This is a genomic window from Bradyrhizobium betae (assembly GCF_004123905.1).
GTDB classification, from domain to species: domain Bacteria; phylum Pseudomonadota; class Alphaproteobacteria; order Rhizobiales; family Xanthobacteraceae; genus Bradyrhizobium; species Bradyrhizobium betae_A.
Window position 1 is genome coordinate 206,277 of sequence record NZ_MZXW01000022.1, and the last position, 22,204, is coordinate 228,480.

The following is a 22,204-nucleotide window of genomic DNA, read 5'->3' on the forward strand; positions in this document are numbered from 1 at the left end:
TGGGATCGCTTTTAGCATCGCGATGCGGCCGCGCAAGCGCACGTCCCTGTTGCCCACGCCCTCAGGTTGTTCCATGCTGCGTCCACAAGGAGACGCCGTGGACGCCATCAACCGAAGCGTGGAGCTGACCGAACCTGACAGGATCGACCGCCTGCGGCTGATCCGCTCCGACAATGTCGGGCCGCGCACCTTCCGGTCGCTGGTCGATCATTTCGGGAGCCCGCGCGCGGCGCTGGAGCGGCTGCCTGATCTCGCCCGCCGCGGCGGCGCGCCGCGATCGGGGCGCATTTGTAGTGCCGATGAGGCAAAAGCCGAGCTCGCCGCGAGCCGCAAGTTCGGCATCGCCTGGCTCGCGCCCGGCGAGGACGGCTATCCGGCGCGGCTGGCGATGATCGACGATGCGCCGCCGCTGCTCGCGGTGCGCGGCGACACCACAGCGCTGATGCGCCCGATGATCGCCATCGTCGGCTCGCGCAATGCCTCCGGCGCCGGACTGAAATTCGCTGGCCAGCTCGCGCGCGAGCTTGGCGAAGCCGGTTTTGTCGTCATCTCGGGCCTCGCCCGCGGCGTCGATCAGGCGGCGCATCGCACCAGCGTCGCAAGCGGCACCATCGCGGTGCTCGCCGGCGGACATGATTGCATCTATCCGCCCGAGCATGGCGATCTGCTCGCCGCGATCCTCGATCACCAGGGTGCTGCGATCTCCGAGATGCCGCTCGGCCACGAGCCGCGGGCGCGCGATTTTCCCCGCCGCAACCGGCTGATCTCGGGCGCCGCGCTCGGCGTGGTCGTGGTGGAGGCGGCGCACCGCTCGGGCTCGCTGATCACCGCGCGCATGGCGGCCGAACAGGGCCGCGAGGTCTTTGCGGTGCCCGGCTCGCCGCTCGACCCGCGCGCGGCCGGCACCAATGATCTGCTCAAGCAGGGCGCAACGCTCGTCACGGAAGCTTCCGACATCATCAACGCCGTCGCACCGATCATGGAGCGGCCGGTGATGCATCCGGCCAGCGAGCCCGACAGCGAACCGTTCGAGAGCGATCCGCAAAGCCACGACCGCGATCAGATCACCAGCCTGCTCGGCCCCGCCCCTGTCACGATCGACGACCTCGTGCGGATGTCCGGCGCCTCGCCCGCGATCGTGCGCACCGTGCTGCTGGAGCTCGAGCTTGCCGGCCGGCTCGAACGCCATGGCGGTGGATTGGTCTCGCTTCTCTAAAGCGCGATGCGATTGGGTTGAATCGTCATCGCGCTTTAGCTCTTTGTTTGCGCGTGATCTCTTCGGAAAACCGCTTCACACTTTTCCGGATCATGCTCTAGGTGTTGTTGCGCTCGTCGAACCGCGTGCGGGCCGCCGCGATCTGCTCCTGGTGCGCCATCGCCCATTCCCCGAGCGCCTTCACCGGCTGTTGCAGCCCGCGGCCGAGATCGGTCAGCTCGTAGTCGACGCGCGGCGGAATGGTCGGAAAGATCGTGCGCGTGACGAGGCCGTCGCGCTCCAGCCCGCGCAGCGTCAGGGTCAGCATCCGCTGCGAGATGCCGTTGATCACGCGTTTGAGCTCATTGAAGCGCTTTGGCCCACCGCTCAGGTTCATGATGACGAACACGCTCCATTTGTCGCCGACCCGGGCGAGGATCGAGGCGACGCCGCGGCAGTCGGCGTGGTCAGGGTGCGGCGCCTGCAAGGCAGGCAAATCGCTGTGTGTCAGTTCCAAAAATGTGCCCTCGGCTCAAAAAAGTGCGTTCTTGCGGAGATTTTGACAGTCACTCATGTAGTGCCAGTTACAAACATATACCATCGGTGACCCAATGAAACTCCTCCATATCGACTCCAGCGTGCTCGGCCCCCACTCCGTCTCCCGGCAGGTTTCCGCCGCCATCGTCGACCGCCTGCGGCAGGCAACGCCCTCGCTCGACCTCGTCTATCGCGACCTGACCCAGACCCCGCTCGCCCACCTCTCGGGCTCGCATCTGGCGGCCGCGCAAGGCGCACCCGCGCCGGCGGAACTCGCTCCCGACCTCGCCGCGAGTGCAATGGTGCTGAATGAGTTCCTCGATGCTGACATCGTCGTGATCGGCGCGCCCATGTACAATTTCACCATCCCCAGTCAGCTCAAGGCCTGGATCGACCGCGTGCTCGTGGCGGGAAAAACCTTCAAATACGATGCGAACGGCCCGCAGGGCCTCGCCGGCGGCAAGCGCGTGATCGTGGCGATCTCGCGCGGCGGCTATTACGGCCCGGGTACGCCGGCGGCGTCGCTGGAGCACCTCGAAACCTATTTGCGCGGCGTGTTCGCTTTCATGGGCGTCACAAGCCCTGAATTCATCGTCGCCGATGGCATCCAGGTTGGCCCTGAGCATCGCGAGAAGGCGCTGGCCGGCGCGCTTCAGGCGGCGAACGGCCTGCAAGCGGCGTAAAGCTTACGCCGACAACAGCCGCTGCCGGAGTCCGGCGGCGGCTGACAGTTCGACAGGGCTAAAACCAGGCGCCCTGAACGCCCAGGATGACGGCGATGAGCGAAACGAACAAGCCGATGCCGGAGAAAATGGCCACTCCGATGAACTCCGAGGTGTCGGAGCGTTTGGCGGGAATGGCGGAACGTTCGGTGTAAATGCGCGGTGCTGAAATCGGAGAAAGTATGCGAGCTGCCTTTGGCATCACGGGCTCCCTTGAAAATGGGTCTTATGACCCCCTGCCCGTAAAAAAGTCTTGGCAGCGTGCGCGAAGGTTCAACGCATCACGCAAGGTTCAGAAAATACATCTCGCCAGATGTAGGAACCGGCCGGCGCAACCGCTTCTGTCGCGCCGACCGATTCAATTTTCGATAGACTTGATCAGCCGCGATAGATCGGCGCACCGCTCGGCGAGGCCACCGCGCCGCCATCGACGAAGATCTCCTGTCCCTGAATATGCGCGGCATCATCGGAGGCGAGGAACAGCACCGTCTTCGAAATGTGATCTGGTTCACCAATGCGCCCGAGCGGCGTCGACATCCCGATGCGCTTCTCGAACGCTTTCTCCGCTTCGGGCGTTGCGATCGCCGCGCCCCAGATCGGCGTGCGGATCGCACCGGGCGCGACGACGTTGACGCGGATGCCGCGCGGCGACAGCTCTGAAGCCATGATCCGCGCCATCGCGCGTACGCCGGCCTTGGCGGCACCGTAGGCGGAGTAACCGGGAATACCGAGCACCGAGATCACCGAGCCGTTGAGGATGATCGAGGAATTGTCGTTGAGATAAGGCAGCGCGGACTGCACCGTGAAGAACACGCCGGTGAGGTTGGTGCTGATGACCTTCTCGAACACCTCCAGCGTCGCCGAGCCGAGCGGCGTGCCGCCGGGAATGCCGGCATTGGCGAACACGATGTCGTACTTGCCGAACTTTTCGGCGCCCTGCTTGATCGCGCCGTCGGTCGCGGCGATGTCGGTCGCGTCGGCGACGAGCGCGAGCGCGTTCGGGCCGAGCTCCTTCGCGGCAGCCGCCAGCGTCTCCTTGTTGCGCCCGGTGATCACCACCTTCGCGCCCTCGGCCACGAACAGCTTTGCGGTCGCAAACCCGATGCCGCCATTGCCACCCGTAATCAGTGCCGTCTTGCCTTGAAGTCTCATGCTCGTCTCCAGTGGTTGCATAATGAAACTGAGTTGCCATCTAGGCCACATGGTTTTATGATGCAACCACACAAGCGCGTGATTGGCGCTGGAATCGTGCGAACGTGACAGGACCGGAACGATGGTGAAACGAACCAGCTTCGAGGGCGACGGCTGCCCCGTCGCGCGCTCGCTGGAGGCGATCGGCGACTGGTGGACGCTCCTGATCATCCGTGAAGCGATGCTTGGCGTGCGCCGCTTCGGCGAGCTTCAGAGCAAGCTCGGCATGGCCAGGAACATCTTGTCGGCCCGGCTGCGATCGATGCTCGACCACGGCATTCTGGCGATGGCCCCTGCCTCCGACGGCAGCGCGTATCAAGAGTATGTGCTGACGCCGAAGGGACGCGGCCTCTTCCCGATCCTGGTCGCGCTCCGGCAATGGAGCGAGGAGTTCGATGACACGCCTGAGGAGATCGACACGATCATGGTCGATCGCGCGAAAGGCCGCCCGGTGAAGAAGCTCGAACTGCACGCCGAGGATGGACGGTTGCTCAGCCTGGCCGATATCACGCTGAAGCCGCGGCCGGCGCCGCGCCGGCGGTCGGCGTGATGGCGGCACAATGCCACCTCGCCGTCATTGCGAGCGCAGCGAAGCAATCCAGACTGCCCCCGCGGAAAGATTCTGGATTGCTTCGCTGCGCTCGCAATGACGGGGTTAGAGCGGCGCGCTCAAATCTAACACCGTCACCCTGAGGCGCTCGCCGCTTCGGCGAGCCTCGAAGGGCGACGGCCCAAATGCATCAGCGGGGCCGTGCATCCCTCGCTAGCTTTTCCGCTTCCGATCGCATCTCGTAAAAGGATATCATCGCCGCCATTGCGTCCTTCGAGCGCAGCGCAATCCGTATGTCGCGCTCGGCTCCCTGCATTTTGGATTCCATTGACATGGCGACCTTCACCCATCAGTGCCCTCATTGCCTCACCGAGCACATTGCCCTCAGAGTTTATGCCGGGCAGTTTTTTCACCCGCAGCAACCTGTCGTTCACCTCGACTGTCCGAAATGCGGCATGCCCAGCGCGGCCCATCTGCAGATCATCCGAGCCCCTGGAAATGACCCGAGACAATGGGGCGAAGATCTCGACGTGACGCGTTTCTTCGAGGTCATAACCTTCTGGCCGGAGCCACCAGGACCGGTAATCCCGGAGAATATGCCGGCCGATGTCGAGCGCATCTACCTGCAAGCTGAGCGGAACTTCCCGACGGATGGAAACGAGGAAGCAGCCGGCACGATGTATCGCAAGGCGCTCGACGTCGGACTGAAGAAAATCGACCCGGACACCAAGGGCGTACTCGCGGCCCGCATCAAGAAACTCGCGGCGGCCGGCAAGCTGACGGCCGATATCGCCGAATGGGCTGATCACGTCCGCGATCTCGGTAATGATGCTGCTCACGAGGAAGAGCCTCCGACCCGCGAGGAGCTGACTGACCTGCGCAACATCACCGAGATGGTGATGCGCTATCTGTTTTCGCTTCCAGCCCTTGTGCAGGCGCGCAGGTCCAAACCGTAAGGGCCCGCGGAGTAGGTCAAACCCGCTTGCGATACCCTAGTTCGTCGAGCACGACCATGAGCGCGAAGCAATCCAGAATCCCTCCGCGGAAAGACTCTGGATTGCTTCGCTGCGCTCGCAATGACGAGGTTGATGCAGCGCGCTCAATTCTCTCTCCGTCACCCTGAGGTGCTCGCCTCTTCGGCGAGCCTCGAAGGGCGACGGCCCGGCTGCAGCAGCGGGGCCGCTCATCCTTCGAGGCTCGCTACGCGAGCACCTCAGGATGACGGATCAGATAGCGGCGCGCTCGCGTGTCCGCAGTCCCGCCGCCTCACGACAGCTTGCGCCTGCTCCGCAGCCGCAGATGCTCATCGGCCTCGAGCTTGGTCATCCCCAGGAGATAATGCAGCACATCGAGCCTGTGGCGCTCGGCGAGCTTGCGCAATGCGCCGACCTGCTCGGCGATGAAGGCGACAGCCTCCTCGACGCCGCCCTCCCCCGGTTCCTCGTTGCGCGAGCCTCCCCGCGCGCCAAACGCGGCGCGCGGTCGTTTCTTTCCTGGCTTTGTCACCAGACCCCACCCGAATCCATGCCCGCAGGAACTCTACGCCGACACCGGCCACAACTCCAAGGTGGTATTTCGCAACTTTCTCGATATGAAACTTTTCCCATTCCGAAGGCTTTCTACACCCCCCGATTTGACAGCGAGGGTCGCACCACCCATGTTCGGGTCGAAAGGGCCGACCCGAATCTCATCGAATTCGGCCCAGATTTCCCCCGTAAGTTACTGGAACTACATGAATATCGTCATTGTGGAGTCGCCGGCGAAAGCCAAGACGATCAACAAGTATCTGGGCTCGTCCTATGAGGTTCTGGCCTCGTTCGGCCATGTCCGGGACTTGCCGGCGAAGAACGGTTCCGTCGATCCCGACGCCAATTTCAAGATGATTTGGGAGGTCGACCCCAAGGCGGCCTCCAGGCTCAACGATATCGCCAAGTCGCTGAAGAACGCCGACCGCCTGATTCTGGCGACCGACCCCGATCGCGAGGGCGAGGCCATCTCCTGGCACGTGCTCGAAGTGATGAAAGAGAAGCGCGCGCTGAAGGATCAGAAGATCGAGCGCGTGGTGTTCAACGCCATCACCAAGCAGGCCGTCACGGACGCGATGAAGCATCCGCGCGAGATCGACGGTGCGCTGGTCGACGCCTACATGGCGCGCCGTGCGCTGGACTATCTGGTCGGCTTCACCCTCTCCCCCGTGCTGTGGCGCAAGCTGCCGGGCGCCCGCTCGGCGGGCCGCGTGCAGTCGGTGGCGCTGCGGCTGGTCTGCGATCGCGAACTCGAAATCGAAAAGTTCGTCGCGCGTGAATATTGGTCGTTGATCGCGACCCTGCTGACACCGCGCGGCGATGCCTTCGAGGCCCGTCTCGTCGGTGCCGACGGCAAGAAGATCCAGCGTCTCGACATCGGCACCGGCGCGGAAGCCGAAGACTTCAAGAAGGCGCTGGAAGCGGCCGCCTACGCGGTGACCGCGGTCGACGCAAAACCCGCCCGGCGCAATCCGCAGGCGCCCTTCACCACTTCGACGCTGCAGCAGGAAGCCAGCCGCAAATACGGCTTTGCGCCTGCGCATACGATGCGCATCGCGCAGCGTCTTTATGAGGGCATCGACATCGGCGGCGAGACCACCGGACTCATTACTTATATGCGGACCGACGGCGTGCAGATCGATCCGTCCGCGATCACCCAGGCGCGCAAGGTGATCGGCGAGGATTACGGCAACGCCTATGTGCCTGATACCCCGCGCCAGTACCAGGCCAAGGCCAAGAACGCCCAGGAAGCGCACGAAGCGATCCGCCCGACCGACTTGTCGCGCCGCCCCGACAGCATGAGCCGCAAGCTCGATGCCGACCAGGCCAGACTCTACGAGCTGATCTGGAAGCGCACCATCGCGAGCCAGATGGAATCGGCCGAGCTGGAGCGCACCACCGTCGACATCACGGCGAAAGCCGGCGGTCGCACGCTGGAGCTGCGCGCCACCGGCCAGGTCGTCAAGTTCGACGGTTTCCTCGCGCTCTATCAGGAAGGCCGCGACGACGAGGAGGACGAAGACTCCCGCCGCCTGCCCGCAATGAGCCCGAACGACGCGCTGAAGCGGCAGTCGCTCGCCGTCACTCAGCATTTCACCGAGCCGCCGCCGCGCTTCTCGGAGGCCTCGCTGGTCAAGCGCATGGAAGAGCTCGGCATCGGCCGGCCCTCGACCTATGCCTCGATCCTCCAGGTCCTGAAGGACCGCGGCTACGTCAAGCTCGAGAAGAAGCGCCTGCACGGCGAAGACAAGGGCCGCGTCGTGGTCGCGTTCCTCGAAAGCTTCTTCGCCCGCTACGTCGAATACGATTTCACCGCCAATCTGGAAGAGCAGCTCGACCGCGTCTCCAACAACGAGATCTCCTGGCAGCAGGTGCTGAAGGATTTCTGGACCGGCTTCATCGGTGCCGTCGACGAGATCAAGGATCTGCGCGTAGCGCAGGTGCTCGATGTGCTCGACGAGATGCTGGGCCAGCACATCTATCCGCCGCGCGCCGATGGCGGCGATATCAGACAGTGCCCGAGCTGCGGCAACGGCCGGCTCAATCTGAAGGCCGGCAAGTTCGGCGCCTTCGTCGGCTGCTCGAACTATCCGGAATGCCGCTACACCCGTCAGCTCGCGGCTGATGGCGAGACCACCGCCGACCGTTCGCTCGGCCAGGACCCCGACACCGGGCGCGATGTCTGGGTCAAGGCCGGTCGCTTCGGTCCCTACATCCAGCTCGGCGAACAGAAGGATTACGAGGAAGGCGAGAAACCGAAGCGCGCAGGCATTCCGAAGGGCACCTCGCCCGCGGATGTCGAGCTCGAGCTTGCGCTCAAGCTGCTGTCGCTGCCGCGCGAAATTGGAAAACATCCGGAGACCGGTGAGCCGATCACGGCAGGTCTCGGCCGCTTCGGGCCGTTCGTGAAGCACGAGAAGACCTACGCCAGCCTCGAGGCCGGCGACGAAGTGTTCGACATCGGCATCAACCGCGCGGTGACGCTGATCGCGGAAAAGATCGCCAAGGGCCCGAGCCGCCGCTTCGGCGCCGACCCCGGCAAGGCGATCGGCGATCATCCCACCCTCGGCACCGTCACCGTGAAGGGCGGCCGCTACGGCGCCTATGTCACGGCCGGCGGCGTCAACGCGACGATCCCGAGCGACATCGAGAAAGACGCCATCACGCTGCCGCAGGCGATCGCGCTGATCGACGAGCGTGCGGCCAAGGGCGGCGGCAAGAAGCCGAAGAAGGCAGCGAAGCCGGCCAAGGCCAAGAAGACTGCGGACGGCGACGACGCCGCACCGAAGAAGAAACCGGCTGCGAAGAAGGCGGCCAAAACCAAATCCGAATCCACCAGCAAGGCGCGCGCCGCCGTGTCGTCGACCGCAAAGACGTCGCCGACCAAGGCCGCCGCCAAAGCTCCGGCCAAGAAGAGTGCCGGCAAGACTTAGATCAAGAATTAGAGGTTAAGTGAAACGCAAGAATGACCGTGGCTTTCCCGACCGGAACGCCATCGTCGCCTTCATCAAGGCCAATCAGGGAAACGTCGGCACCCGCGAAATTGCGCGCGAGTTCGGGCTGAAGAACGCCGATCGCATCGAGCTCAAGCGCCTGCTGCGCGAGCTCGCGGACGACGGCACCATCAAGAAAAAACGCCACACGATTTCAGAGCCCGACAGCCTCCCGCCGACGCTGGTCGCCGACATCACGGGACGCGACTCCGACGGCGAGCTGATCGCCTCCCCCACCGAATGGGACGAGGTCGAAGGCGGCGAGCCGCCAAAGATCCGCATCCAGATGCCGCGCCGGCCAAAGCCGGGCACCGTTGCGGGCGTCCGCGACCGCGTGCTGTTGCGCGTCGAGCCGACCAACGAGGCCGAAGGCCCGGCCTATCGCGGCCACGTCATCAAGGTCTTCGACAAGGCCAAGAGCCGCATCCTCGGCGTGTTCCGCGCGCTTCCCGAAGGCGGCGGACGCCTCGTCCCCGTCGACAAGAAAGCTGCCGACCGCGAGCTGAACATCGCAGCAGCCGATGCGCACGGCGCGCAAGACGGCGACCTCGTGAGTGTCGACATCGTGCGCACGCGCAGCTTTGGGCTGGCGTCTGGCCGGGTGAAAGAGAAGCTCGGCTCGGTCAAGTCGGAGAAAGCGATCAGCCTGATCGCGATCTACGCCCACGACATCCCGCTGCAATTCTCCCCTGCGGCCGAGCGCGAAGCGGAAGCGGCGGAGCCGGCCAATCTGAAGGGCCGTGAAGACTGGCGCGACGTCCCGCTCGTCACCATCGATCCGCCCGACGCCAAGGATCACGACGACGCGGTGCATGCGCAGCCCGATGATGATCCCAACAACAGAGGCGGCTTCATCGTCAACGTCGCCATTGCGGATGTCAGCTTCTACGTGCGGCCGGGCACGGCGCTCGACCGCGACGCGCTCGACCGCGGCAACTCGGTCTATTTCCCCGACCGCGTCGTGCCGATGCTGCCCGAGCGCATCTCCAACAATCTCTGCTCGCTGGTGCCGGGCGAGCCGCGCGGCGCGCTCGCGGTGCGGATGGTGCTCGGCCCCGACGGCCGCAAGCGCTCGCATACCTTTCACCGCATCCTGATGCGTTCGACGGCAAAACTGAGCTACGCGCAGGCGCAGGCCGCGATCGACGGACGGCCCGATGACACCACCGGCCCCCTGCTCGATCCGATCCTGAAGCCGCTCTATGCGGCCTATGCCTGCGCCAAACGTGCCCGCGACGAGCGCGATCCGCTCAATCTCGATCTGCCCGAGCGCAAGATCCTGCTGAAGAGCGACGGCACGGTCGATCGCGTCATCATTCCCGACAGGCTCGACGCGCACAAGCTGATCGAGGAATTCATGATCCTCGCCAACGTCGCGGCCGCCGAGATGCTGGAGAAGAAATCGCTGCCGCTGATCTACCGCGTGCATGAGGAACCGACGCTGGAAAAAGTCCACGCGCTCGCGGAGTTTTTGAAGACACTCGACGTGCCCTTTGCGAAATCAGGCGCGCTGCGCCCGGCTCTGTTCAACCGTGTGCTGGCCCAGCTCGAAGGCCACGACCACTTCCCGCTGGTGAGCGAGGTGGTGCTGCGCTCGCAGGCACAGGCGGAATATTCCTCGGAAAATTACGGTCATTTCGGCCTGAATTTGCGCCGCTATGCGCATTTCACCTCACCGATCCGCCGCTATGCCGACCTCGTTGTGCACCGCGCATTGGTCCGCGCGCTCGGGCTCGGCGAAGGTGCCCTGCCCGATAGCGAGACGCCGGAAACGCTTGGCGAGGTCGCAGCCCACATCTCGGTGACCGAGCGGCGCGCGATGAAGGCGGAGCGCGAGACCGTCGACCGCCTGATCGCGCACCATCTCGCCGACCGCATCGGCTCAAGCTTTCAGGGGCGCGTCTCCGGCGTCACGCGCGCCGGCCTGTTCGTCAAGCTCGCCGATACCGGCGCCGACGGCCTGATCCCGATCCGATCCCTTGGCACGGAATATTTCAACTATGACGAGGGCCGCCACGCCCTCGTCGGCACGCGCAGCCGCACCATGTATCAGTTGGGCGACGTGGTTGACGTCCGTCTGATCGAAGCAGCGCCGATCGCGGGCGCTCTGCGCTTCGAGCTGCTGTCGTCCTCCAGCGAGACCGCGCCGCGCGAGCGCCGGCCATCCGGCCCGCAACGCCGCCCCTCGATCAAGGCGCATCCCGGCCGCAGTCCGGAGAGAAAACGCAAGCCGGAGACGCAAAAATCAGGCAAGCCGAAGAAAGGCAAAGGCAAGAACAAGGGCAAAGGCAAGAAGGGCAAGGCATGGTAACGAGCACCGCCCCAAAGATCTGGACGCGCGAGACCGGTCTGGTCGAGAAGCGCGATGTCTGGACGGCGATGAAGCGCGGCTTTCGCGGCCGCTGCCCGCGCTGCGGCGAGGGAAAACTGTTCCGCGCCTTCCTGAAGACCGCGGACAATTGCGCGGTCTGCGACCTCGACTTCACGCCGCATCGCGCCGACGATCTGCCCGCCTATCTCGTCATCGTCATCGTCGGCCATATCGTGGTGCCGACCATTCTGTGGATCGAGACCAATTACACCACGCCGGTCTGGCTCAGCTTTGCTGCCTACCTGCCCTTCACCTTTGTCGCGTCGCTGGCGCTGCTGCAGCCGGTGAAGGGAGCCGTGGTCGGCTTGCAATGGGCTCTGCGCATGCACGGCTTTGACGAGAACCCGCCGGATGGTATTCCGCCGGTCTAAGCAAATAAGCAAAAAGCGTTTGGGTGAGGACATGACGGATACGTCGCGGGCAGCCGAGAAGGCCAAGATCCACGAGGGCAAGGAAGCCGATCACCATCCTTATTTCCGGCCCAAGGATGCGGCGACGCTGATCCTGGTCGATCGCAGCGGCGCGACCCCAAAAGTCCTGGTCGGCAAGCGCCACGACAAGGTGGTGTTCATGCCCGGAAAATTCGTCTTCCCCGGCGGCCGCGTCGACAAGGACGATTATCGCGTGCCCTGTGCCGCGCCCATCACCACCGAGCTGGAAGCCAATCTCGCCAAGGGCAGCCCGAAGACGCCGGCCTCGCGCGCCAAGTCTCTGGCCATTGCCGCAATCCGCGAGGCCTGCGAGGAGACCGGCCTCTGCCTGGGGCGCAAAGCGGACGTCAAGGCAAAGCTCGAAGGCGCGTGGAAGCCGTTCGCGGATGCGGGCCTGCTGCCCGATCCCTCCAGCCTGTTCCTGATCGCGCGCGCGATCACCCCGCCCGGCCGCGTCAAGCGCTTCGACACCCGCTTCTTCACCGCGGATGCCTCTGCGATCACCCACCGCGTCGACGGTGTGATCCACGCCGACGCCGAGCTCGTCGAGCTGGTCTGGGTCGAGCTCGGCTCAAAGCCGCTTGCGGACCTGCATCCGATGACGCGCAACGTGCTCAACGAGCTCGACACCCGCCTTGCCACCGGCCCGCTCCGCCACGATGCGCCGGTGCCGTTCTTCCATTTCTACGGCGGCAAGATGCAGAAGGATATTTTGAGCTAATCGTCAGAATAGGGCTCGGTGCCGACATAGTCGCGCGCCGGCAGTTTCAAGACACGGCCGATCTCACTTGCGAGCTTGTCCGCCTCATCACGCTTCGTAAAGCTCATCAGCGTGATCGGCTCGGTGCCCTTGTTACCGCAGAGATTGACCTCGTAGGTCGTCAGATCCGCGTCGTAGTCGTCGGCGATGCTGATGAAGTGATAGTCGGCGAGATTGCGGCGCTTGCGAAGATTCAGCGGGCCGAACTGCCGGGTGATCACAATCTGGCGCAGCGTCTCGTTGAGCACGACGAAAGTGCGGAAGGTGAGCAGGATGACACCGGGAATGCCGACCAGCAGCCCGAGCCCGGTGAACACCAGCACCGGCACGAGATCATCGGCGAGCCTCCCAAAACCGGAAAAATCCTGGCGCAGGCCGAGCGCGACATTCCACAAGAGATAACCGCTCGCCGCCAGCAGCGGCAGCGACAATAGCCGGCCAACCCATGGCATGGGCCGGTCGATGCGGACCATGCCGCCATCCACTGTCATTGCGCCGGCCATCGAAATCTCCTCACGGGGTCTTGGCTTGGTCGGCGCGAGCAGCGGATTGGTTCGATGCGCGTGCGCCTGGAATGACGGAAACGTGCTGAGAGGACAGCGAAAAACGAAAAATTCTTCCCGCCTCCCCCAATGGCGGAGTTCCCGAGCATGCCTATGTCTGTCCCAAGACACCCAACACGGAAACGGGGCGGCGATGGCACAACGGCAACTCAAGCTTGGCGCGTTCATGCGCCCGATCAGCATCCACACCGGCGCCTGGCGCTATCCCGGGGCCTGGCCGGACGCCAATTTCAACTTCGGCCACATCAAGACGCTGATCCAGAAGCTCGAGGCCGGCAATTTCGACGCCTTCTTCATGGCCGATCACCTCGCCGTCCTGAACATGCCGGTCAACGCGCTCAAGCGCAGCCACACCGTGACCTCGTTCGAACCGTTCACGCTGCTGTCGGCGCTCTCGGCGGTCACCGAGCGGATCGGCCTGATCGCAACGGGATCGACCACCTTCGACGAGCCCTATCACGTCGCCCGCCGCTTCGCCTCGCTCGACCATCTCAGCGGCGGACGCGCGGGGTGGAACATCGTCACCACCTCGAACCCGGACGCGGCGCTGAATTTCGGCCTCGACGATCACATGGAGCATGCCGAGCGCTACAAGCGCGCCCGCGAGTTCTACGATGTCGTCACCGGCTTGTGGGATTCCTTCGCCGACGACGCCTTCGTGCGCGACGTCGAGAGCGGGCTGTTCTTCGATCCCTCAAAGATGCACACGCTCGACCACAACGGCAAATATCTGAAAGTGCGCGGGCCCCTCAACATCGCCCGCCCCGTGCAGGGCTGGCCGCTGATCGTGCAGGCCGGCGCCTCCGAGGACGGCAGGCAGCTCGCGGCCGAAACCGCGGAAGCCGTCTTCACCGGCGGCGGCAGCCTCGCCGACGGACAAAAGCTCTATGCCGACATCAAGGGCCGCATGGAGAAGGTCGGCCGCGACCCAGAGCACCTCAAGATCCTCCCCGGCGCCTTCGTCGTGGTCGGCGACAGCGTCGACGAGGCCAAGGAGAAGCGCGCGCTGCTCGACAGCCGCGTGCATTACGACAGCGCGATCGCCTCGCTCTCGGTCATCCTGGGCACCGATGCCTCCGGCTTCGATCCGGATGGACCACTGCCCGAAATCCCCGAGACCAATGCCAGCAAGAGCGGCCGCCAGCGCATGGTCGATCTCGCCGCGCGCGAAAAACTCACCGTGCGCCAACTCGCCCAGCGCGTCGGCGGCTATGGCGGGCTCGCCTTCGTCGGCACCGCCAAAACCATCGCCGATCAGATGGAGGAATGGCTGGTCGGACGCGGCTCCGACGGCTTCAACATCATGTTCCCGTTCCTGCCCGCCGGCCTCGACGATTTCGTCGACAAGGTCGTCCCGGAGCTGCAGCGCCGCGGGATTTTCCGCAAAGAATATGAAGGGCCCACTTTGAGGGAGAATCTGGGCCTGCCGCGGCCGAAAAACCGGTTCTTCGAGCCGTAATCGGGCCGATTTGAGTGGTTTTCGGGGTGTAAAACCTTGACATCAGGCGGTTTCTGGCTAGTTTGCCGGCCAACGCGGGCCGTTTGGCCGGCTCCAGATTCCCCAATTTTCTGAGGTTCAGAACATGGCCAAAGCGGTCACCATCAAGGTCAAGCTCGTGTCCTCGGCCGACACCGGCTTCTACTACGTCGCCAAGAAGAATTCGCGCACCATGACCGACAAGCTGGTCAAGAAGAAGTACGATCCGGTCGCGCGCAAGCACGTCGAATTCCGCGAAGCCAAGATCAAGTAAGATCGCGGACGCTGAACGACTTTGCGGGGCCCTTACGGGCCCCGTTTTTATTTGTGCGCCCCTCGCTCGTGTCCCGGACGCGCAGCACGATGCGGTGACATGGGCCCCGGCTCTGCAGCGCACCGCTGAAGAAGCGCTGCGCTGCGTCCGGGGCACGAGAGCGCAAGCTGCTTCGTCATCGTCATTGCGAGCGCAGCGAAGCAATCCAGAATCTTTCGGCGGATACATTTCTGGATTGCTTCGCTACGCTCGCAATGACGGAGCGGACGTGAGCCGCGGCAAGCAAGCGCAAGCTTCACGCAAGCATACACAAGCCTCGACAACTCCGTCGTTCCCTGCACATCGACGCCATTCCAAGAATCGTCTAGCGACGCGGATGGACTTCCGATCATTTTCCAGCCGTTCATGAATCGCAGAGAGCGCAGGGTCGCGGCCAAACAATCCGGAAAGGTCACGCCGGCAGCGCTCTGCCAGGCTGGCTTTTCGCATTTTCAGTCGGGACGAATTGCCGAGGCCGAGCATTGTTGCCAGCAAGCGCTGACACTGGACGAGCAACACCCGGATGCTCTCCATTTGTTGGGCGTGCTTTGCTTTCACGCGCAGCAGCCCGATGCCGCCGTGGAATGGATCGGACGCGCCATCGCGCAGGCCCCGAAGGCAGAGTACTTGTTGAGTCTCGCCACGGTGCTGGAGCGGCAGGGCCGGCTCGAGGACGCACGGCAGCACTACAGCCAGGCCTTGAGCCTCAAACCCGGGGATGCCGGCCTCTGGAATCACCTCGGCAATCTGCTGTGGCAACTCGCGCACAGGGACGAGGCTGTGCTGCATTTGCAGCAGGCGCTAAAACTGCATCCGCACTATTGGGAGGCCGCGCACAATTGCGGCATGCTGCTGCTTGAACTCGGCCGGCATGCGGAAGCCGTAAATTGCTTCGACGTCGCCGAGAAACTCAATCCAAATTCCGCAGCCCTGTATCAGATGCGCGGCGTTTGCCTCACGGAGGTGAACCGGTTCGAGGAAGCGGCGGCCGACTACGAGAAATCCATTGCGCTGGACCCCAGCCTTGCCGAGACGCACAACAATCTCGGCTTGCTGCATTGGAGATCCGGCCGGCTGGAACAGGCCTTCGCCTGTTTCGATCGGGCGCTAAAACTTCGGCCAGATTTTCATGCCGTGCTCAACAACAAGGCCGTGGTCTTGTTGCATCTGCAATTGCTGGACGAAGCGTTCGCAACCCTTAAAAAATCCCTGGCGGTCGCCCCCAACGATGCGGGCACGATCTTCAATCTGGCCAATCTTCAGCTGCTGACCGGAGATTTTGAGCAAGGCTGGCTTGGGCGCGAAGCGAGATTTACTGCCGCAGGCCTGGTCGATCGCGGTTTTTCGCAAGCCCTCTGGCTTGGCGACCAGCCGATCGAAGGCAAGACCATCTTGCTTCACTCCGACGAGGGATTGGGCGATGCCATTCAATTCGCGCGCTATGTGCCGATGGTGGCCGCGCTCGGGGCCCGGGTCGTCCTGGAGGTCAAGCCTCCGATCCAGCGGCTTCTGGCCGGGTTGAGCGGCGTCACAAATTGTATCGCCGGACCGGCTGCGACGCCGCCAGCGTTCGACCTGCACTGTCCTCTCGGAAGCCTGCCGCTGGCGTTCAAAACACGGCTCGATACGATCCCGTTCGCGCAAGCCTACCTTCCTGCCCCCCCGGCGGCGCGCGTGACGGCCTGGGAAGACCGGCTTGGCCCCCGCGATCGCTTCCGCGTCGGTCTGGTCTGGTCGGGCAATCCGGATCACAAGAACGATCACAATCGATCGCTAGCCCTGCGCACGCTTGCGCCTCTGCTGGATTGCGATGTCGCGTTCGTCAGCCTGCAAAAAGGCGCCCGGGATCAGGACCGGGCCTTCCTCGATGAGCGTCCTGACATCGTCGACCTGACTCAACAGTTGACGGATTTCAGCGAAACAGCGGCGCTGCTCGGCTGTCTCGACCTGGTGATCTCGGTCGACACCAGCGTCCTTCACCTCGCCGGCGCGCTCGGCGTTCCCACCTGGGCGATGCTGCCTTTCAACCCGGATTGGCGCTGGCTGCTCAACCGCGACGACAGCCCGTGGTATCGCTCCATGCGGCTGTTCAGGCAGCCGGTGCGAGGCGACTGGGCCAGCGTCGTCGACAGCGTTCGGCGCGAGTTGGAGGGCTTGGTTGCCGCGTGGCGGGTAAGGCAAGAGTCTTCGCTGCGAACTGCCTGACTGAACACTATCGCAGCTCCTCCAGGCCCTCGTGTCCCGGACGCGCTGCAACGCGCGAGCGTTGCTGCGCAGAACCGGGCCCCGGAAAGCAACACACGACGATGCGGAGCGACAGGCTCCGCCTCTGCAGCGCACCGTCGAAATGACGCTGTGCTGCGTCCGGGGCATAAAGCCGAAGTTGGCCCGCGACTCAGTCTTCACGCCGTCATTGCGAACGCAGCGATGCAATCCGAATCCGTCCGCGGAAAAACTCTGGATTGCTCCGCTGCGCTCACAATGACGGAGCGCGTGGTAACAGCTGCATCCAAGCGATCGACAGGCATTTCCTCAACCATTGGTTGCCCACCTCGGAATGTATGTTAACGTGCATTTGGCGGGACGGCATCTCCGTCCCGCATTTGGGAAGGACATGGTCATGAGATTGTCGTCAAGCCTTGTCGTGCCTTCAGCCCTTGCTGTCCTGTCAACGGTCCTGCTGTTTGGCCCCGCTGCGTCGCAAATCCCAACGGGCTCCGCCGCAACGCTTCCCCCCGTCTCGGTCGACGCGCCGAAACAGGTGGCAAGACCGCATCGGCCGGAGCAAGCCGCAAACACCGGGGCATCTTCGCGCCGGACTGCGCCAACTGCTCGCGTGTCGTCTTCGGCCGCGCGCACACCTTCGTATGCGCCGGGTTCTGTGATGGGGAGGATTGCCAGCCTGGAGAAAGTTGCCAGCAGCTGCAACGGTGGCTGTGCATCAAGCTTCCGGCACGGCAACGAGCCCTGGATTGGATGTAGCGAGTCGGGCGGCAATATAAATTATGGACCCTTCTCACCAACGTGCCGAGACACCATCACTCATACATCCTACGAGAATTGCGTCGAGACGAAGGTGTTCCTGGGCGAAAATCGAAACAAAGCCCACTGGTTCTGCAGCAGCCTGGCCGCCGGCAACAGGTTTAAGGTCGCCGAACTCAAGCGATCGGGCCGTCGCTAGTCTATTTCGCCCACCAACTGCCGCAACCACATCGAATTCCGTGAAGTCAAAATCAAGTAAGCTCGCGGGATAGACTGAAGACTTAAGCGGGGCCCTTGGGGCCCCGTTTTATTTTACTCCCTCTCGTGTCCCGGACGCGCTGCAGCGCTCTTGCGCTGCTGCGCAGAGCCGGGACCCAGAAGCAACACGGCATAGTGGAGAGATATGGGCCTCGGCCCTGCAGCGCACCGTCGAAGTGACGCTGCGCTGCGTCCGGGGCACGAGCGGACGGCGCCAAAGCAAGTGTGACCCACCTCGCAGAGCCCGGTGACAGGATTCAATATCTCCGACGGGATCGTTGCATGAATTTGGTCCATTCCCGTGAAGAGCCATTTGTCCCTGCTGGATCCGCTGCGCCTCGCCGCCGCCCTCGGGGTCGCCATTTTTCACCAGATGTTCTGGTCCTGGGCCTGGGTGTCGATTGGCGTCCCCGGTTTCGAGCGCACCGTCGCGGCCGATGTGCTCTACCCCTCCGCCGCGCCCTTCACATGGTTCGGCTGGGTCGGCGTCGAAATCTTCTTTGTCATCTCCGGCTTCGTCATCGCGAATTCCGCGAGCACATCGTCGCCGGGCCAGTTTCTTCTTGGCCGCGCACTCAGGATCTATCCGGCGGTCTGGGTCTGCGCCACCGCGACCTTTCTCGTTCTGCTTTTCTTCGGGAGCGGCCCCGCATCCGAATTCATCCTGCCCTACTTCCACGCCATGCTGATGGTTCCCAAGGGAGTCACGGGTCAATGGCTTGACGAGGTCTATTGGACGCTGGCTGCCGAGACGGCGTTTTACGGTCTCGTGTTTTGCGCAATGCTCACGAAGAGGATCACGCTGCGACATCTGGCCTTTGGTCTCACCATCTACAGCGCAATCTTCAACGCCGTCGCGCTGCTGGTAGCGTCCTGTATGACGCCATCCGACCTGCCCTATCTCGTCATCCTGATGTTTCGGGTGCCGTGCGCGGCATTCCTGTTGAGCCATGGCTGCTTCTTTGCGCTGGGGATCTGGCTGTTCATCTCCGCGAACCGACAATTGACGGCGCTCGAACAGGTTGCAATTGCCGTCACCTGTCTTTCGGGCGCGGCAGAAATCTACTTCTTCGCCTCGTTCTTTTTGACGTCGATACCGGCCATCTCGGATCAATCAGCCCTTGTGCCGATCATGGTCTGGGCGGCCGCGGTGCTTCTCATTGCCCGCGCCGCGAACCGGAGCAGGCGCTCTGCGGGGATCGCCCCGGCTGAAGCTCCAGCGTATTTGAGAACACTCGGGCTGATCACTTATCCGCTCTATCTTACCCACAACGTCATTGGCACTGCGATCATTCGTGCCCTGGTCGAGGCGGGCCTCGACGCCACCACCGCCGTGTGGGTGGCATTGGGTATGCTCGTCCTGGCCTGCTGGTTCATTTGCGCGAAGATCGAGCCGGCCATCAGATCCGCGCTGATGCAAGCCCTCGCCCATTTCGGCAAGCTGCCGAAGCGGCGGCCGGCAACGCGACGCACCGTACTCGCCCGGGGACTGCGCCTTCCGCTGCCCACTCCGGTGAAGGTGAATATCGCGGCGTCGTAGCGGCGCTCTGATAATCCTTGCTGCTCATATCGCGTCAGTATCGACCAACAGCGGAAATGGCCGTGGCCGCGCTCGCAATCCAAATTTCTGGTCGCCGCCTCAACCTGCTTCCGCATCAGCCGGGAACTCGCCGCAGCCATCGCGCTTGGTACATTCGCAATTTGCAATCTTGGTACTGTTTTATCGCCAGGCGCAGCGCATCTATCCGCTAGGACCAGCGACCGGAGCGATCCCAATCCGCCGGTGTTGCGAGAACCTCGGCCGGTGCAGACGGCGCAAATCGCAGACACAGCGACATGACTGCCACACGCGCTCACGCTCCCTGCAACTGTGGCCCAAAGAAAGATCGAGGAGAAATTCCCATGAAGGCAATCGTTGTAACGGAACAGGGCGCGGGAACGGCCGGAATGAGGTTGGTGGATCGGCCCGAGCCTCAGGCATCGATAAACGACGTCGTTGTTCAGGTTCATGCCTCGGGATTTGTCCCTACCGAACTGACGTGGCCGTCGACGTGGACCGATCGCGTCGAGCGTGACCGAACACCGTCGATTCCCGGGCACGAGCTGGCCGGAGTGGTCACCTCCCTCGGATATGGCACGACCGGGCTGTCGGTCGGACAGCGGGTGTTCGGTCTCGCGGACTGGTATCGTGATGGCACGCTGGCCGAGTACGTGGCGATCGAGGCGCGCAATCTCGCGCCGCTGCCGGGTGACGTCGACTTCACGGTGGGCGCAAGCCTGCCGGTCTCTGGCCTGACAGCGTGGCAAGGGCTGTTCCAGCACGGCCGTCTTCGGGCGGGGCAAAGCATCCTCGCGCATGGCGCAGCGGGCGCAGTCGGTTCAATGGTAACACAACTCGCGCGAGAAGCTGGCGCCCACGTTATCGGCTCCGGTCGCGCCGCCGACCGTCAGACGGTGCTCGACTTCGGAGCGAAGGAGTTCGTCGACCTCGACAACGACGCGCTGGAAGACGTCGGCAAAGTCGATCTGGTGTTCGACGTCATCGGTGGAGACATCCAGAAGCGGTCCGCAGGGCTGATCCGGGCCGGAGGAACGCTGGTAACCATCGTCGGGCCGGCCGAAGCCTCGGCCTCTAACGGATTGGCACTCGACTTTGTCGTCGAGCCAGATCGTTCCCAGCTGAGTGAGATCGTCCAGCGGGTGCGGGACGGACGACTGCGCACGAACATCGGCAGAGTTTCAACCTTCGACGATGCAGTAGCCGCCTTGAATCCGACCGGGCGGCGCAAGGGGAATACGATCATCCGCATTCGCCCCTGAGGCAGAAGCTGTCGAGCACACGAAGCAGAGCGGCGTCCGCGACAAACTCCCGAGCGGACGCTCGCGAGCACATCGTCATCCAGCAAATCAAAGTAATAGCGCGCCATGGCCGAACCCTGACCGACCCCGTCACTTAAACATGCGGGCGGGGTTCGTTCCATTGCATCGGGCTAACAGCCCCTCGCTGTCAGTTTACTGGTGGCCTCCTAAAGACGCCTAGGACATCTCCGTCCGAGTTACGAACGACCACTTTTCGACCGCTCCGTTCCGCCATCTTTGGCAAGCTCCAAGGCTTGCTCCAGACTGTCGATGTCGAGAGCGATCATGGAAAACTCAGCAACGGCAACAGCCATGGCTGGTTCAACTTTTCTGGTTGTCATGATGCTACTTCGGAGGCCGCAAGCCAGGCGACTTCACCCAATCAATCAAATGGGCTGCTATGTCGGCCTGCCGCGCCTTCTTGATCATAGCCTCGCGGTTGGGGCCGGGCGGCAGCTTGGCGGCCTGATCTTGGACGGTTCTTGCCCATGAACAGAGCCGATCTTCGAGGGTCACTTGTTGTTTGAAAGGACGCCGCTTGGTGAGGAGCATGACGCGCTCCTTTCCATGAGAGGAAGGCGGGAGCGCAATCGGGCATTCTCATCACAGATAAAGCCGAGGTCCGGTCCGTGATGCCATGAGTATGCGCCCGAAAATTTGCTGGCGCGAGACCTTTTTAGACCAATTGCAGAGGAACAAAAGGAAGGCGAATCCGTTCCGCTCGTCAATTTGAAGACTTGTTTTCGTCTTGCCCGGTCCCTTCGTCTGAAACCTGCTGGAACGCGCTTGTCGCGGCCCATGACGCCGCTGTCCCGATGATCGATACCTCCATTGTCCGCGTGCATCAGCATGGAGCATGCACCACAAGGAACCGGCGCCAATCGATGGGAAGGTCACGGAGCGGTCTGACGAGCAAGATTCACGCGTTGGTCGATAGCGATGGTCTACCGGTCCGGCTGGCGCTGAGCCCCGGTGAGGCTCACGACGTTCGTCTTGCCGGAGAACTGCTGTCTCGTTGAAATCCGGGTCAATGTTGCTTGCCGACCGTGGTTATGATGCCGACTGGATCAGGGAGCTTGCAATGAAGAAGGGTGCGTGGGCAAACATCCCGCCGAAGAGCAATCTCAGCGATCCGATTTGCTTCAGCCCGTATCTCTACCGCGCTCGCAACCAAGTCGAGCGGTTCTTGAACCGGATCAAACAAGGCCGTCGGGTGGCGACGCGCTACGACAAGCTGGCAGCGAACTACCTTGCTTTCGTTCAGCTTGCCTCGATTAGGCTATGGCTTCGAGTTAATGAGTCCGCGAACTATAACCGTAGGGTTCGACGGAGTTTGCCAAGAAAAAACGCTGAGAAAAAACGCAGTAGTCCAAGTCTCGGTTCCAGGTTTATTGCCGAAGAGTGATCTGTCAGTCCGATTTCCGACGCTCCACTCAAATTGGCCGCTGATCATCGCAATGGGTCACGAGCGGCCCA

Annotated in this window: 20 protein-coding genes and 1 pseudogene; 14 read left to right on the forward strand and 7 right to left on the reverse strand. The window is 63.1% G+C overall.

Features of this window, described 5'->3' with window-relative positions:
• Positions 1–73: 73 nt before the first annotated feature.
• Positions 74–1,216: a DNA-processing protein DprA gene (gene dprA, locus B5V03_RS20620; RefSeq protein ID WP_129272228.1), complete on the forward strand. Its 1,143-nt coding sequence runs from the start codon at positions 74–76 to the stop codon at positions 1,214–1,216.
• 97 nt (positions 1,217–1,313) lie between these two features.
• Here the strand turns inward: dprA and B5V03_RS20625 are convergent, their stop codons facing one another.
• Positions 1,314–1,712 (reverse strand): winged helix-turn-helix transcriptional regulator, encoded by a 399-nt coding sequence (locus B5V03_RS20625; RefSeq protein ID WP_129272229.1) that lies wholly within the window; start codon positions 1,710–1,712, stop codon positions 1,314–1,316.
• Between the two features lie 94 nt (positions 1,713–1,806).
• Between B5V03_RS20625 and B5V03_RS20630 the strand changes: the two genes are divergently transcribed.
• Positions 1,807–2,415 carry an FMN-dependent NADH-azoreductase gene (locus B5V03_RS20630; protein ID WP_129272230.1) on the forward strand — a complete coding sequence of 203 codons (609 nt, stop codon included), beginning with the start codon at positions 1,807–1,809 and terminating at the stop codon, positions 2,413–2,415.
• 58 nt (positions 2,416–2,473) lie between these two features.
• Here the strand turns inward: B5V03_RS20630 and B5V03_RS20635 are convergent, their stop codons facing one another.
• Entirely contained in the window at positions 2,474–2,656 is a 183-nt protein-coding gene (locus B5V03_RS20635) for a hypothetical protein (RefSeq protein WP_129272231.1), read from the reverse strand.
• Between the two features lie 176 nt (positions 2,657–2,832).
• The gene (locus B5V03_RS20640) at positions 2,833–3,606 is read right to left on the reverse strand and encodes an SDR family oxidoreductase (RefSeq protein ID WP_164988158.1); all 774 of its coding nucleotides are present in this window, start codon (positions 3,604–3,606) and stop codon (positions 2,833–2,835) included.
• Between the two features lie 121 nt (positions 3,607–3,727).
• Between B5V03_RS20640 and B5V03_RS20645 the strand changes: the two genes are divergently transcribed.
• Positions 3,728–4,195, forward strand: coding sequence for a winged helix-turn-helix transcriptional regulator (locus B5V03_RS20645; RefSeq protein ID WP_129272233.1), 468 nt, complete (start codon positions 3,728–3,730; stop codon positions 4,193–4,195).
• Between the two features lie 332 nt (positions 4,196–4,527).
• Positions 4,528–5,151 carry a DUF4145 domain-containing protein gene (locus B5V03_RS20650; protein ID WP_164988159.1) on the forward strand — a complete coding sequence of 208 codons (624 nt, stop codon included), beginning with the start codon at positions 4,528–4,530 and terminating at the stop codon, positions 5,149–5,151.
• Positions 5,152–5,461: 310 nt separating this feature from the next.
• Here B5V03_RS20650 and B5V03_RS20655 read toward each other — a convergent pair whose 3' ends face one another.
• Positions 5,462–5,701 (reverse strand): hypothetical protein, encoded by a 240-nt coding sequence (locus B5V03_RS20655; protein ID WP_129272235.1) that lies wholly within the window; start codon positions 5,699–5,701, stop codon positions 5,462–5,464.
• 226 nt (positions 5,702–5,927) lie between these two features.
• Here B5V03_RS20655 and topA point away from each other — a divergent pair, with 226 nt between their 5' ends.
• From topA to B5V03_RS20675, 4 genes are read left to right on the forward strand one after another with little or no spacing between them, the layout of a single operon-like run.
• Positions 5,928–8,654 (forward strand): type I DNA topoisomerase, encoded by a 2,727-nt coding sequence (topA, locus tag B5V03_RS20660; protein ID WP_129272236.1) that lies wholly within the window; start codon positions 5,928–5,930, stop codon positions 8,652–8,654.
• 19 nt (positions 8,655–8,673) lie between these two features.
• Positions 8,674–11,025, forward strand: a complete 2,352-nt coding sequence (rnr, locus tag B5V03_RS20665) for a ribonuclease R (RefSeq protein ID WP_129272237.1) — start codon at positions 8,674–8,676, stop codon at positions 11,023–11,025.
• Positions 11,019–11,456 (forward strand): DUF983 domain-containing protein, encoded by a 438-nt coding sequence (locus tag B5V03_RS20670; RefSeq protein WP_129272238.1) that lies wholly within the window; start codon positions 11,019–11,021, stop codon positions 11,454–11,456. The genes rnr and B5V03_RS20670 overlap by 7 nt, the downstream gene beginning before the upstream one ends.
• Positions 11,457–11,487: 31 nt before the next feature.
• Positions 11,488–12,237, forward strand: a complete 750-nt coding sequence (locus B5V03_RS20675) for an NUDIX hydrolase (protein WP_129272239.1) — start codon at positions 11,488–11,490, stop codon at positions 12,235–12,237.
• Here the strand turns inward: B5V03_RS20675 and B5V03_RS20680 are convergent.
• Positions 12,234–12,779: a hypothetical protein gene (locus tag B5V03_RS20680; RefSeq protein WP_129272240.1), complete on the reverse strand. Its 546-nt coding sequence runs from the start codon at positions 12,777–12,779 to the stop codon at positions 12,234–12,236. The genes B5V03_RS20675 and B5V03_RS20680 overlap by 4 nt on opposite strands.
• A 193-nt stretch (positions 12,780–12,972) precedes the next feature.
• On the opposite strand from B5V03_RS20680, the gene B5V03_RS20685 reads away from it, so the two are divergent.
• The 5 genes from B5V03_RS20685 to B5V03_RS20715 all read left to right on the forward strand — a co-directional run bounded on the left by B5V03_RS20685 (position 12,973) and on the right by B5V03_RS20715 (position 20,689).
• Complete coding sequence (locus B5V03_RS20685; protein WP_129272241.1) at positions 12,973–14,298, forward strand: LLM class flavin-dependent oxidoreductase; 1,326 nt, start codon at positions 12,973–12,975, stop codon at positions 14,296–14,298.
• A gap of 124 nt (positions 14,299–14,422) precedes the next feature.
• On the forward strand, positions 14,423–14,590 hold the full coding sequence (gene rpmG / locus B5V03_RS20690) for a 50S ribosomal protein L33 (protein WP_007603295.1): 168 nt from the start codon (positions 14,423–14,425) through the stop codon (positions 14,588–14,590).
• A gap of 405 nt (positions 14,591–14,995) precedes the next feature.
• Entirely contained in the window at positions 14,996–16,834 is a 1,839-nt protein-coding gene (locus tag B5V03_RS20695) for a tetratricopeptide repeat protein (RefSeq protein ID WP_129272242.1), read from the forward strand.
• 1,348 nt (positions 16,835–18,182) lie between these two features.
• The gene (locus B5V03_RS20710) at positions 18,183–19,409 is read left to right on the forward strand and encodes an acyltransferase family protein (RefSeq protein WP_245502281.1); all 1,227 of its coding nucleotides are present in this window, start codon (positions 18,183–18,185) and stop codon (positions 19,407–19,409) included.
• A 362-nt stretch (positions 19,410–19,771) separates the two neighbouring features.
• Positions 19,772–20,689 carry an NADP-dependent oxidoreductase gene (locus tag B5V03_RS20715; protein ID WP_129272243.1) on the forward strand — a complete coding sequence of 306 codons (918 nt, stop codon included), beginning with the start codon at positions 19,772–19,774 and terminating at the stop codon, positions 20,687–20,689.
• A 236-nt stretch (positions 20,690–20,925) separates the two neighbouring features.
• Here B5V03_RS20715 and B5V03_RS41545 read toward each other — a convergent pair whose 3' ends face one another.
• Together B5V03_RS41545 and B5V03_RS20720 are read right to left on the reverse strand one after the other, a co-directional pair.
• A complete protein-coding gene (locus B5V03_RS41545; RefSeq protein ID WP_164988160.1) occupies positions 20,926–21,069 on the reverse strand; it encodes a hypothetical protein in 144 nt (47 codons plus the stop codon).
• Between the two features lie 4 nt (positions 21,070–21,073).
• Positions 21,074–21,280 (reverse strand): hypothetical protein, encoded by a 207-nt coding sequence (locus B5V03_RS20720; protein WP_129272244.1) that lies wholly within the window; start codon positions 21,278–21,280, stop codon positions 21,074–21,076.
• A 227-nt stretch (positions 21,281–21,507) separates the two neighbouring features.
• On the opposite strand from B5V03_RS20720, the pseudogene B5V03_RS20725 reads away from it, so the two are divergent.
• A pseudogene (locus tag B5V03_RS20725) lies at positions 21,508–22,016 on the forward strand (IS5 family transposase); the annotation flags it as partial.
• Between the last annotated feature and the right edge of the window lie 188 nt (positions 22,017–22,204).

Excerpts from the sequence above, each read along its gene's own strand:
- B5V03_RS20680 (WP_129272240.1), bottom strand. The coding sequence starts at position 12,779 with ATGGCCGGCGCAATGACAGTGGATGGCGGCATGGTCCGCATCGACCGG.
- B5V03_RS20715 (WP_129272243.1), top strand. The coding sequence starts at position 19,772 with ATGAAGGCAATCGTTGTAACGGAACAGGGCGCGGGAACGGCCGGAATG.
- B5V03_RS20720 (WP_129272244.1), bottom strand. The coding sequence starts at position 21,280 with ATGCTCCTCACCAAGCGGCGTCCTTTCAAACAACAAGTGACCCTCGAA.
- B5V03_RS20640 (WP_164988158.1), bottom strand. The coding sequence starts at position 3,606 with ATGAGACTTCAAGGCAAGACGGCACTGATTACGGGTGGCAATGGCGGC.
- B5V03_RS20675 (WP_129272239.1), top strand. The coding sequence starts at position 11,488 with ATGACGGATACGTCGCGGGCAGCCGAGAAGGCCAAGATCCACGAGGGC.
- B5V03_RS41545 (WP_164988160.1), bottom strand. The coding sequence starts at position 21,069 with ATGACAACCAGAAAAGTTGAACCAGCCATGGCTGTTGCCGTTGCTGAG.
- B5V03_RS20695 (WP_129272242.1), top strand. The coding sequence starts at position 14,996 with ATGAATCGCAGAGAGCGCAGGGTCGCGGCCAAACAATCCGGAAAGGTC.
- rpmG (WP_007603295.1), top strand. The coding sequence starts at position 14,423 with ATGGCCAAAGCGGTCACCATCAAGGTCAAGCTCGTGTCCTCGGCCGAC.
- B5V03_RS20670 (WP_129272238.1), top strand. The coding sequence starts at position 11,019 with ATGGTAACGAGCACCGCCCCAAAGATCTGGACGCGCGAGACCGGTCTG.
- B5V03_RS20685 (WP_129272241.1), top strand. The coding sequence starts at position 12,973 with ATGGCACAACGGCAACTCAAGCTTGGCGCGTTCATGCGCCCGATCAGC.
- B5V03_RS20650 (WP_164988159.1), top strand. The coding sequence starts at position 4,528 with ATGGCGACCTTCACCCATCAGTGCCCTCATTGCCTCACCGAGCACATT.
- dprA (WP_129272228.1), top strand. The coding sequence starts at position 74 with ATGCTGCGTCCACAAGGAGACGCCGTGGACGCCATCAACCGAAGCGTG.
- topA (WP_129272236.1), top strand. The coding sequence starts at position 5,928 with ATGAATATCGTCATTGTGGAGTCGCCGGCGAAAGCCAAGACGATCAAC.
- B5V03_RS20635 (WP_129272231.1), bottom strand. The coding sequence starts at position 2,656 with ATGCCAAAGGCAGCTCGCATACTTTCTCCGATTTCAGCACCGCGCATT.
- B5V03_RS20630 (WP_129272230.1), top strand. The coding sequence starts at position 1,807 with ATGAAACTCCTCCATATCGACTCCAGCGTGCTCGGCCCCCACTCCGTC.
- B5V03_RS20645 (WP_129272233.1), top strand. The coding sequence starts at position 3,728 with ATGGTGAAACGAACCAGCTTCGAGGGCGACGGCTGCCCCGTCGCGCGC.